At 69.2% G+C, this 10,897-nt stretch carries 12 protein-coding genes and 2 pseudogenes; 9 read left to right on the plus strand and 5 right to left on the minus strand.

Features of this window, described 5'->3' with window-relative positions; genetic code table 11:
* Positions 1-470 (minus strand): chemotaxis protein CheW (locus FV229_RS22040; RefSeq protein ID WP_246688287.1); only part of this gene is annotated, 470 nt, incomplete at its 3' end.
* Between the two features lie 431 nt (positions 471-901).
* Here FV229_RS22040 and FV229_RS22045 point away from each other — a divergent pair.
* From FV229_RS22045 to FV229_RS22080, 8 genes are all read left to right on the plus strand, one after another.
* Complete coding sequence (locus FV229_RS22045) at positions 902-2,677, plus strand: acetolactate synthase 3 large subunit (RefSeq protein WP_147754013.1); 1,776 nt, start codon at positions 902-904, stop codon at positions 2,675-2,677.
* Between the two features lie 134 nt (positions 2,678-2,811).
* Positions 2,812-3,354: an acetolactate synthase small subunit gene (ilvN, locus tag FV229_RS22050; RefSeq protein ID WP_147754014.1), complete on the plus strand. Its 543-nt coding sequence runs from the start codon at positions 2,812-2,814 to the stop codon at positions 3,352-3,354.
* Between the two features lie 52 nt (positions 3,355-3,406).
* Positions 3,407-3,709: a MazF family transcriptional regulator gene (locus FV229_RS22055; RefSeq protein ID WP_147754015.1), complete on the plus strand. Its 303-nt coding sequence runs from the start codon at positions 3,407-3,409 to the stop codon at positions 3,707-3,709.
* Positions 3,693-4,064 carry a type II toxin-antitoxin system PemK/MazF family toxin gene (locus FV229_RS22060; protein WP_147754016.1) on the plus strand — a complete coding sequence of 124 codons (372 nt, stop codon included), beginning with the start codon at positions 3,693-3,695 and terminating at the stop codon, positions 4,062-4,064. The genes FV229_RS22055 and FV229_RS22060 overlap by 17 nt, the downstream gene beginning before the upstream one ends.
* Positions 4,061-4,699 carry a glutathione S-transferase gene (locus FV229_RS22065; protein WP_147754017.1) on the plus strand — a complete coding sequence of 213 codons (639 nt, stop codon included), beginning with the start codon at positions 4,061-4,063 and terminating at the stop codon, positions 4,697-4,699. Before FV229_RS22060 ends, FV229_RS22065 begins: the two co-directional genes overlap by 4 nt.
* 85 nt (positions 4,700-4,784) lie before the next feature.
* Positions 4,785-5,420, plus strand: a complete 636-nt coding sequence (locus tag FV229_RS22070) for a TetR/AcrR family transcriptional regulator C-terminal domain-containing protein (protein ID WP_147754018.1) — start codon at positions 4,785-4,787, stop codon at positions 5,418-5,420.
* Positions 5,421-5,451: 31 nt separating this feature from the next.
* Positions 5,452-6,471 carry a ketol-acid reductoisomerase gene (ilvC, locus tag FV229_RS22075; protein ID WP_147754019.1) on the plus strand — a complete coding sequence of 340 codons (1,020 nt, stop codon included), beginning with the start codon at positions 5,452-5,454 and terminating at the stop codon, positions 6,469-6,471.
* A 205-nt stretch (positions 6,472-6,676) separates the two neighbouring features.
* Positions 6,677-7,330 (plus strand): pyridoxamine 5'-phosphate oxidase family protein, encoded by a 654-nt coding sequence (locus tag FV229_RS22080; RefSeq protein ID WP_147754020.1) that lies wholly within the window; start codon positions 6,677-6,679, stop codon positions 7,328-7,330.
* 3 nt (positions 7,331-7,333) lie between these two features.
* On the opposite strand, the gene FV229_RS22085 is transcribed toward FV229_RS22080, so the two are convergent.
* The 4 genes and pseudogenes from FV229_RS22085 to FV229_RS22100 all read right to left on the minus strand — a co-directional run.
* Positions 7,334-8,035 (minus strand): haloacid dehalogenase type II, encoded by a 702-nt coding sequence (locus FV229_RS22085; protein ID WP_147754021.1) that lies wholly within the window; start codon positions 8,033-8,035, stop codon positions 7,334-7,336.
* On the minus strand, positions 8,035-9,099 hold the full coding sequence (trpS, locus tag FV229_RS22090) for a tryptophan--tRNA ligase (protein ID WP_147754022.1): 1,065 nt from the start codon (positions 9,097-9,099) through the stop codon (positions 8,035-8,037). Before trpS ends, FV229_RS22085 begins: the two co-directional genes overlap by 1 nt.
* A gap of 293 nt (positions 9,100-9,392) precedes the next feature.
* The gene (locus tag FV229_RS22095) at positions 9,393-10,160 is read right to left on the minus strand and encodes a Fe-S cluster assembly protein HesB (RefSeq protein ID WP_147754023.1); all 768 of its coding nucleotides are present in this window, start codon (positions 10,158-10,160) and stop codon (positions 9,393-9,395) included.
* A 102-nt stretch (positions 10,161-10,262) separates the two neighbouring features.
* A pseudogene (locus FV229_RS22100) lies at positions 10,263-10,760 on the minus strand (GyrI-like domain-containing protein); the annotation flags it as partial.
* Positions 10,761-10,790: 30 nt separating this feature from the next.
* Between FV229_RS22100 and FV229_RS27590 the strand changes: the two are divergent.
* Positions 10,791-10,897 (plus strand): annotated as a pseudogene (locus FV229_RS27590) (tryptophan--tRNA ligase); the annotation flags it as partial.

A 10,897-nucleotide genomic window follows, 5' to 3' on the forward strand; every position in this document is an offset into this window, starting at 1 on the left:
TTCGCCGCCCGCGTCAGGGCGCCGACCCGGGCGCGCTCCTCGGCGCCGAGCAGGCGCTCCGGGTCGAGGGCGTGGATCAGCCGGTCGCCCTGGGCGATCTCGGCGGACACGCAGCCGTTCAGGCTCGCCTGCGCCGCCACCGGCCGGATCGCCTCGGGCTCGATGGTCACGAGGTCGGTCACCCGGTCGACGAGCCAGGCCCCGGCGGCGTCCGGCGTCAGGATCAAGTGGGCGTAGGGGCCGGGATCGTGCGCCCCCTCGCGCAGGCCGAGGAGGCGCGCGAGGTCGACGACCGGCACCGGATCGCCGCCGAGGTTGAGGAAGCCGGCGAGCCACCCGCCGGCGGCCGGCGGGCGAAACAGGTCCGGCAGCGGCAGCACCTCGCCGGCCGCAGAGCGCGGCAGGGCGCAGGGCGTGCCCGCGACGTCGAGGAGCAGGTAGCTGAGCGAGGCCGTCTCGGGCTGGGCCACCGGCGTTCCGTGCACTCGCGCTCGCTGGGCTGAGGATATGAGGATCGTTGATAGGCCCGGCGCCGAGCCGGGGCAATCGCGCGACGCGCCCTGGGGCCGGCATGCGGCAAATGCTTCGCGGAGGCCCGATCCCTGATGAAGACCTCGCGCCCCGCCCGAATGCCGTTGACCATCGCCGGAGCGTTCGTTAAGACATCCGTCACTTTTCACGCGGAGCGCCATCCGGGCGGCCTGCGTTGGGCGAAAGATCGATCGCGATGAAGACGATCCTTATCGTAGCGGAAGCGCCACCGACGGGGCGGCCCTGAACTCAGGGCCGCGATCCGGGCGGTGGCGCATGCAGGGTCCCTCGCGGGGCCCTTTTTTGTTGCCCGCGCCCGATCGACGACATCGAGACGACGAAGACCAGCAAGACGAGTAGGAGGAAGACGATGGGCGGCGAGGTCATGACCGGGGCCGAGATGGTCATCCGGGCGTTTAAGGATCAGGGTGTCGACACGTTGTTCGGGTATCCCGGCGGCGCGGTGCTGCCGATCTACGACGCGCTCTTTCACCAGGAGGCGGTCAAGCACGTGCTGGTCCGCCACGAGCAGGGCGCCGTGCACGCCGCCGAGGGCTATGCCCGCTCGTCCGGCAAGGTCGGCTGCGTGCTCGTCACCTCGGGCCCGGGCGCGACCAACATCGTCACCGGCCTGACCGACGCACTGCTCGATTCGATCCCGCTCGTCTGCATCACCGGCCAAGTCCCGACGCACCTGATCGGCACAGACGCGTTCCAAGAGTGCGACACGGTCGGCATCACGCGCCACTGCACGAAGCACAACTACCTGGTCAAATCGATCGACGACCTGCCGCGCATCCTGCACGAGGCCTTCTACGTCGCCTCGCACGGCCGGCCCGGCCCCGTCGTCGTCGACCTGCCCAAGGACATCCAGTTCGCGAGTGGGCTCTACGAGCGTCCCTCGGTCGACGGCCACAAGACCTACAAGCCAGCGGTCAAGGGCGACGCGGACAAGATCCGTACGGCCGTCGAGCTGATGGCGGGCGCGCGCCGCCCGGTCTTCTACACCGGCGGCGGCGTGATCAATTCCGGCCCCGAGGCCTCGCGCCTGCTGCGCGAACTCGTCGCCGAGACGGGCTACCCGGTCACCTCGACCCTGATGGGGCTCGGCGCCTTCCCGGCCTCCGACGACAAGTTCCTCGGGATGCTCGGGATGCACGGCACCTACGAGGCCAACCTCGCGATGCACGAGTGCGACGTGATGATCTGCGTCGGCGCGCGGTTCGACGACCGCATCACCGGCCGCCTCGACGCGTTCTCGCCGTTCTCGAAGAAGATCCACATCGACGTCGACGCCTCCTCGATCAACAAGGTGGTCAAGGTCGACGTCGGCATCGTCGGCGACTGCGCGAGCGTGCTGTCCGACATGCTGGAGGCCTGGCACGCCCTGCCGGCGCGGCCCGAGAAGTCCAACCTCGACGGGTGGTTCGCCAAGATCCGCACCTGGCGCGCGCGCGAGTGCCTCGCCTACTGGCCCTCGGGCACGATCATCAAGCCGCAGCACGCGGTGCAGCGCCTCTACGAGGCGTGCAAGGACCGCGAGACCTACATCACGACGGAGGTCGGCCAGCACCAGATGTGGGCGGCGCAGTACTTCAAGTTCGAGGAGCCGAACCGCTGGATGACCTCCGGCGGCCTCGGCACCATGGGCTACGGCCTGCCTGCAGCCATCGGCACGCAGCTGGCCCATCCCAAGGGCCTGGTCATCGACATCGCGGGCGAAGCCTCGATCCTGATGAACATGCAGGAGCTCTCGACCGCGGTGCAGTACCGCCTGCCGGTCAAGATCTTCATCCTGAACAACGAGTACATGGGCATGGTGCGCCAGTGGCAGGAGCTGCTGCACGGCTCGCGCTACTCGCAGAGCTACTCGGAGAGCCTGCCGGACTTCGTCAAGCTGGCGGAGGCCTACGGCGCCAAGGGCATCCGCTGCGACAAGCCGGGCGACCTCGACGCGGCGATCGCCGAGATGCTCGACTACGACGGCCCGGTCGTCTTCGACTGCATCGTCGACAAGAAGGAAAACTGCTTCCCGATGATCCCGTCGGGCAAGGCGCACAACGAGATGCTGCTCTCCGACTACCTCGGCGAGACCGGCATGGAGATCGGCGACGTGATCTCCGAGGAAGGCAAGATGCTGGTGTAGCCTTCGGTGGCGGCCCGACCCTGCGGTCGGGCCGCGATCCGCCGCATCGGCGGCGACGCGCAGCCGCGCCCGCCTCGCCCCAGGGGTGCGAGGCCGCGGATTGGACGAACTGGACGACGAGGACGCGCCCCGCAATGAACGCCATGAACACCCACTATCCCGACGCCGGCAAGATCGAGGCCGTCAACCGGCACACCCTCGCCGTGATCGTCGACAACGAGCCGGGCGTGCTCGCGCGCATCTCCGGGATGTTCTCGGGGCGCGGCTACAACATCGAGAGCCTGACGGTGTCGGAGACGGAGGAGGCGCGCCACCTCTCGCGCATCACCATCGTCACCGCCGGCACCAACGCGGTGATCGACCAGATCAAGGCGCAGCTCGACCGCCTCGTGCCCGTGCACCGGGTCGTCGACCTGACCCTCCAGGGCAGCGCGCTCGAGCGCGAGCTGTGCCTCGTGAAGGTGGCGGGGCAGGGCGAGCATCGCGGCGAGGCGCTGCGGCTCGCCGCCGCCTTCGGCGCCAAGACGCTGGACGCGACGCTGACCTCCTTCGTGTTCGAGCTCACCGGCGCGACCGAGGAGATCGACCGCTTCATCCGCCTGATGACCGTGCTCGGCCTCGTCGAGATCTCCCGCACCGGCATCGCCGCGATGGGCCGGGGCGCCGACCCGATGTGATTTCGCGAGAGCCGGCGCTATGATGGTGCCGGCTCGCGAAAGGAGCGTCGGGATGGAAGGGAAACTGGAACGATCTGGTCAGGCGTTCGCCGTCCGGTTGTCTGCGGACGACGTCCGCTCGCATGGCCTCAGCGAGGGCCAGACCGTCGAGGTGACGGCGAAGGACTGTATCGTCACGACGACCGATGCCGGCCCTCACGCTCAGGGCCGCCGGCACGTGAACGGGATCCCGGTCTTCACGATGGCCGAGATGGTCGCGGAAGCGCGCCGCCTCGGACCCGCGTTCGAGCCTCCCACCGTCGATTGGGGACCGGATCGCGGATCCGAGATCATCGACGATGACGACCCCCGCTGAGCGGCGGGCGCGTCCCGGCGAATTGCTCCTCGTCGACCTGGAGCCCGTCCGCGGGACCGAGCAGAACGGCCGCCGTCCGGCCCTGGTGGCCTCGAACGACGAGATGCACCTGCTGGCTCGCCGCGTCATCGTCTGCCCGATCACCCGGAACCGCGATCCCTGGCCGACGAAGGTGATGTTGCCGGCTGGTCTCGCGGCGGAGGGCGCGGTGCTGGTCGATCAGGTCCGCTCGATCGATCGGGACGCACGCATTCTCAGATCACTCGGTTTCGTGCCGGACGTGGTCCTCGCCGAGGTCCGCGGCAGGCTCGCGACGCTTCTCAGCCTCCTCAGCGACGACGGTGCACGCCCATGACGACCCTCTACTACGCCCCCGGCGCCTGCTCGCTCGCCTCGCACATCGCCTTGGAGGAAGCGGGCGCGCCCTACGAGACCGTGCGCCTCGACCTCGCCGCCGGCGACCAGCGGGCGCCGGAATACCTCGCGATCAACGAGCGCGGCCGGGTGCCGGCCCTGGTCGTGGGCGACTGGGTCCTCACCGAGAACAGCGCCATCCTGCGCCACGTCGCCCGCGCGCACCCGGAGGCGCGGCTCTGGCCCGAGGACCTGAAGGCGCAGGCGGTGGCCGACGAGTGGCTGTGCTGGCTCGCGACCAACCACCACCCGGCCTACGCCCACATCCGGCGGGCGGAGCGCTACAGCGACGACGAGGCGGCGCTGCCCGGCATCCGCGCCAAGGCGGCCGACACCTTCGGCGACCTCTGCACGATGACCGAGGTCAGGCTCTCGAACGGCGGCTGGGCGGTGGAGGACCGCTACGGCGTGGTCGACGCCTACCTGATGGTGTTCTGGGTCTGGGCCCGCGGGCCGACCCTGCGCTTCGACATGCCGGCCCGGTTCCCGGCCTGGACCGCCCACGCGCGCGCCATGGCCGAACGGCCGGCCGTGCAAGCCGTCTTCGCCCGCGAAGGCCTGCCGCTTCCGGCCTAAGGCATCCCCAGACCGTCGCCCTTGCGATCCGAAACGAATCGCCCTATCAGGCGAACCGTACGGTACGGTACGGTTTCAGCGCACGATGGCATCTGGCTCGGCGATCCACGACGCGACCCCTTCCGTCCGCCAGCAGGCCGTCCTGGACGCGGTGCTGGACCTGATGGTGGAGGAGGGCGACCAGCTCACGATGGATGCGGTCGCGCGCCGTGCGAGCTGCTCCAAGGAGACCCTGTACAAGTGGTTCCGCGACCGAGATGGCCTGCTCATCGCGACGGTGCGATGGCAGGCCTCCCGCGTGCGCACCGGCCAGTACGAGGCGCACGCCCTCGACGTCGCCACTCTAAGCGAGAGCCTGCGCGATTTCGCGACGACCTGGCTCGGCGTGATCTCGAGCCGGGCCTCGATCGCCCTCAACCGCATCGCCATCGGTGACGCGGCGTCGCGCAAAAGCAACCTCGGCAGCATCGTCCTCGCCAACGGGCGCTTCGCGATCGGCGACCGGCTGAAACCGGTGCTGGAGGCGGGCCGCGCGGCGGGGCTGCTCGCGTTCGACGACACAGAGACCGCCTTCCGCACCTTCTTCGGCCTCGTCGGCCGCGACGTGCAGATCAGACTTCTGCTCGGCGATGCGATCACCTTCGACGCCGCCGAGATCAGACGCGACGCCGCCCGCGCGGTGGAGCAGTTCCTGGCCCTCTACGGCCAGTCCAAGCGCTAACCACACCCCTTCACCAGAGAGGACCAACACCATGCGGGTTTACTACGATCGCGACGCCGACCTGAACCTGATCAAGGGCAAGAAGGTCGTCATCGTCGGCTACGGCAGCCAGGGCCACGCCCACGCGCTCAACCTGCGCGATTCCGGCGTGAAGGACATCGCCATCGCCCTGCGCGCGGGCTCGGCCACCGCCAAGAAGGCCGAGGGCCAGGGCTTCAAGGTGATGTCGGTCGCCGACGCCGCCAAGTGGGCCGACGTGGTGATGATGCTCACCCCGGACGAGCTGCAGGGCGACATCTACAAGGAGTCGCTGGAGCCGAACATGAAGCAGGGCGCCGCCCTCCTGTTCGCCCACGGCCTCAACGTGCACTTCAACCTGATCGAGCCGCGGTCCGACCTCGACGTGCTGATGGTCGCCCCGAAGGGCCCCGGCCACACCGTGCGCTCCGAGTACCTGCGCGGCGGCGGCGTGCCGACGCTGATCGCGATCGCCCAGGACGCCTCGGGCAACGCTCACGACCTCGGCCTGTCCTACGCCTCGGCCAACGGCGGCGGGCGCGCCGGCATCATCGAGACCACCTTCAAGGAAGAGTGCGAGACCGACCTGTTCGGCGAGCAGGCCGTGCTCTGCGGCGGCGTCGTCGACCTGATCAAGGCCGGCTTCGAGACCCTGGTCGAGGCGGGCTACGCCCCCGAGATGGCCTATTTCGAGTGCCTGCACGAGGTGAAGCTCATCGTCGACCTCATCTACGAGGGCGGCATCGCCAACATGAACTACTCGATCTCGAACACCGCCGAGTACGGCGAGTACGTCACCGGCCCGCGCATCGTCACCGCCGAGACCAAGGCCGAGATGAAGCGCGTCCTCGACGACATCCAGTCGGGCAAGTTCACCCGCGACTGGATGCTGGAGAACAAGGTCGGCCAGACCTCGTTCAAGGCCACCCGCGCCAAGCTCGCCCGTCACCCGATCGAGGAGGTCGGCGCCAAGCTCCGCGGCATGATGCCGTGGATCTCCGAGAAGGCGTTGGTCGACAAGACCAAGAACTGACTTTTTTGAAATTCGGTCGAGCCGTTTCCGACGGCCGACCAACACCGAAGGCCGGCCCTGTGAAAGCGGGGCCGGCCTTTTTCATGCGGCGGGCAAACTCGGCAATTGCCCGCGCCGACGTTTGCGGGGACAGTGCCGCCGCGAAATTCCGAGACAACTCCGCGACGCAAGGATCGCGGAGGCTCGGCCGGCTCGGGAGGAAACCATGGCCTCGCTCTATTCGGACGCGCACCGCGCGCTCCAGCAGGAGTTCAAGACCACCAAGCTCGCCGACCGCCTCGACACCCAGTGGGTGCACGAGAGGATCCAGGACGACGAGGCGGCCTTCATCGGCTCGCGCGACATGTTCTTCCTCTCCACCGTCGATCCCGACGGCATGCCGACGGTGTCGTACAAGGGCGGCGGCCCCGGCTTCGTGAAGGTCGTGGACGACCACACGCTGGTGTTCCCGGGCTTCGACGGCAACGGCATGTTCTACTCGATGGGCAACATCGAGGGGCAGGCCAAGGTCGGGCTGCTGTTCATCGACTTCGAGACGCCGCACCGCGTCCGCGTGCAGGGCACCGCGAAAATGCTGCGCGACGATCCCCTGATGGCGCACTACACCGAGGCCAAGTACCTGGTGCGCGTCGACGTGGTGAAGATCTGGGTCAACTGCCCGCGCTACATCCACAAGTACGAGAAGGTCGCGCAGAACAAGTACGTCCCGACGCCGGGCCGCGAGACGCCGCTGGCCGCGTGGAAGCGCTTGGACTTGGCCGGCGACGTGATCTCCGACGCGGACAAGGCCCGCGTCGCGAAGGAGGGCCGCCTGGAGGTGCCGGAATACGAGGCGCTGGTCGCCCGCGGCGAGGCGTAGGTCTCAAACGCCGAGCTGGCGCGCGAGGTCGGCGAGGTCGGCGGCCGCATAGGTCGCCGGCACGCCGGGCGCGGTCTCGCCGCCGGCCGGCCCGTGCTCGCGCGGGCGGGCGATGTGGGCGGTGGAGAGCCCATGCCGCGCCGCAGCCGCGAGGTCGTGCGAATGCGCTGCGACCATCAAGGTCTCGGAGGCCGAGAAGCCCAAGGCCGCGACCGCGTCCCGGTAGAGCGCGGGCTTCGGCTTGTAGTCGCGGGAATAGCCCGCCCCGAGGATGGCGTCGAACGTGAAGCCGTTGCGCCGGGCGAGGTCGACCATCAGCCGGACATGCCCGTTCGAGACGGGCGCGAGCAGGTGGACCGCCCGCAGGCGCACGAGCGCATCCGGCACCTCCGGCCACGCATCGAGCCGGTGCCAGGCCAGGACAAGGTCGGCCAGGACCGCCTCGGGAACCCCGTCGATCCCGAAGGCAGCCAGCACCGCGGGCAGCGACTCCGCCTGGAGCGCGTCGAGGTCGACGTAGCCGCGGGCGCCGGAGCGCACCGTCTCCATCGACGGCCCGTAGCGCGCCCGCCACGCATCGGCGAAGGCACCACCATCGAGCTGCGGGGCATAGGGCGCGAGCAGCTGCTCCGCCTCACGCGCCACGCCCGAGCGCCAATCCACCAGCGTCCCGAAGACGTCGAAGATCAGGGCCCGGACCGCCATCACACGCTGCGCAGCCGCGTGCGGCGGACGAAGCCGACGATGTCCTTGACCGCATCGAGCGTCGGCGCGGCGATGGCCTCGGCCCGCTCCGAACCGTCGGCCAGCACCGCGTCGATGTGGGCGGGGTCGGCGGTGAGCCGCTTCATCTCGGCGGCGATCGGCGCCAGGGTCTCGACGGCGAGCTCGACGAGCGCGCCCTTGAAGGCCGAGAACTGCGCGCCGCCGTAATCGGCGAGCACCGCGTCGCGGGTGGTGCCCTTGAGCCCGGCGAAGATGCCGACAAGGTTGTCGGCCTCCGGCCGGCCGGCAAGGCCAGCGGCCTCCGAAGGGAGGGCGTCGGGATCGGTCTTGGCCCGGCGCACCTTGCTGGCGATCGCGTCGGAATCGTCAGTGAGATTGATGCGCGAATTGTCCGAGGCGTCGGACTTCGACATCTTCTTGGTGCCGTCGCGCAGGCTCATCACCCGGGCGGCCGGCCCGCCGATCAGCGGCTCGGTGATCGGGAAGAAGCCGGCGCCCTCGTCGTGCCCGTGCGCTGCGATCGAGCCGGCGAAGTCGGTATTGAACTTCTGCGCGATGTCGCGGGTCAGCTCGAGATGCTGCTTCTGGTCCTCGCCGACTGGCACGTGCGTCGCGCGGTAGGCGAGGATGTCGGCGGCCATCAGCACGGGATAGGCGTACAGGCCGATCGAGGCCGCCTCGCGGTCCTTGCCGGCCTTGTCCTTGAACTGGGTCATGCGGTTGAGCCAGCCGAGGCGCGCGACGCAGTTGAACACCCAGGCGAGCTCGGCGTGCTGCGGCACCTGGCTCTGGTTGAACACGATCGAGCGCTTCGGATCGATGCCGGCGGCCAGGAACGCGGCGGTGACCTCGCGGATCTGACCCTTCAGCGCCTCCGGGTCCTGCCACAAGGTGATCGCGTGCAGGTCGACGACGCAGTACAGGCACTGCGCCTCGCGCGCCTGCATCTCGACGAAGCGCTTGATCGCCCCGAGGTAGTTGCCGAGATGCAGGTTGCCCGTCGGCTGCACGCCCGAGAACACCAGTTCCTTGAACGCGGCCATCGGCGCGGTCCCTCGAATGCCGGGCCGAGGCGATCTCGCGTCCCTGGAAGGGCGGGTTTCTGGCACCCGGGGGACGAGCCGGTCAAGGCGAGGGGCGACTACGGCTCAGGGCAATCGCCTGAAAGCGCTGGCCCTGTCTTTCTGACGCCCTCAATCGCCGACGCCCGCCTCCACGAGCACAAACTTTCGCCCCGCTACGCTTTGCAGGACCGAAGTCCTGAAAGGCCCGCTCCTCCGCGAGCGCTCTTCGCGCCCTCAAGTTGCTGAACGCGGCTTCGACCGACCGCTATTGTCTATGGCTCGCGGTAGGCCACCTGCGCGCTCGGGCAGAGGTCGACGAGCACGCAGCGGCAGCAGGCGGGCTTGCGGTGGTGGCAGACCTGCTGGCCGTGCAGCATCAGGATCTCGTGGTTGTCGTAGAGGTCCTGGGCCGACCAGTCGGCGGGAAGCTGCGACCTCAAGATCGGGTGCGACGGGCCGACATCCATCTTCGGACCGATCAGCCCGAGGCGCTGGGCGACGCGGTGGTGGTGGCTGTCCACCGGCAGAGCCGCCATGCGCAGCACCGAGAACGACAGCACCGCCGCGCTGGTCTTGGGGCCGATTCCGGGGATCGCCTCGAGCCAGGCCCGCGCCGCGTCCACCGTCATCTCCCCCAGGAAGTCGAGCGACAGGCCGCCGTGGCGCGCTTCCACCGCCCGCAGAACGGCCTGGATGCGCGGCGCCTTCAGCTCCGGCCAGGTGACGCCGCGGATCGTCTCCTCGATCGCGTCCACCGGGGCGGCGAGCAGGTCCGCCCAGTCCGGAAAGCGCGCGCGCAACGCCTTGAACGCACGGCCCGAATCGGCGTTGCGGGTGCGGTGCGAGAGCAGCGACGAGACCAGCTCGGAGAGCGGATCGAGGCTGTGGAAGTACGGGATCGGGCAACCGTAGACCGGGCACAGCCGGCGGTGGATCTCCAGCGCCTTCGCCGTAAGGTCGGCGGGTGGCCCATCCGTCGCCGCGGCTGCGCGGAGAGGGCGGGCGGCGGCGAAGAGGTCGTGGCGGTTCGCGCTGGGCATGGGGGCGGAATCCGAGAGGATTCCCGCCGGTTCCCCAGCCCGATGCCGCAGGGTTAGAACATGTTCTTCACGCGAGCCGGCATCCACCTCGCTTGGAAATGCTCAACGGGTCAGCGCGTAGATGTTCACGTCGAGCTTGTCGTCGGCCTTGTCGGCGAGGTCGGTGACGTATTCCTCGATGAAGCGGTCCTGGACGACGATGTCCTTGGCGTCGAGGTAGGTCGTCAGGGTCTCGTAGGTGCCGTCGATGTCGTCGTAGGAGCCCTTGTGCGGGAAGCGCAGGGCCTTGCCGGACGGGGTGGTACCGAAGCGCAGGCCGTCGGCGGCGGTCGGCGCCGGGTCGGGCGCGGACGCCACCGGGATCATCGCCTCGTAGGCGAAGCCGTCGTCGTCGGTTCGGGTGAAGACCGCGAGCGGGCGACCGGTCGGCGCGATGCCGGCCTTGGCCAGGTCGGCCTCGATCCGGGCGAAGGCCTCCTTGAGGCTCGGCACCGCCTCGTCCCACTTCGTCTTGCCGGCCAGGATCGCGGCGGGCTTGGCCGGCAACGTCACCGCGTCCACGTCGTCGGCGTTGGCCGGCGCCTCCACCAGGGTTTTTCGCCCGGAGGTCTGGGGAGGGGACGAGGAAGGAGCCTGCGCGACGGCACCAAGAAGATGTCGAAGTCCGACGCCTCGGACAATTCGCGCATCAATCTCACTGACGATTCCGACGCGATCGCCAGCAAGGTGCGCCGGGC

Source organism: Methylobacterium sp. WL120 (assembly GCF_008039465.1).
GTDB classification, from domain to species: Bacteria; Pseudomonadota; Alphaproteobacteria; order Rhizobiales; family Beijerinckiaceae; genus Methylobacterium; species Methylobacterium cerastii.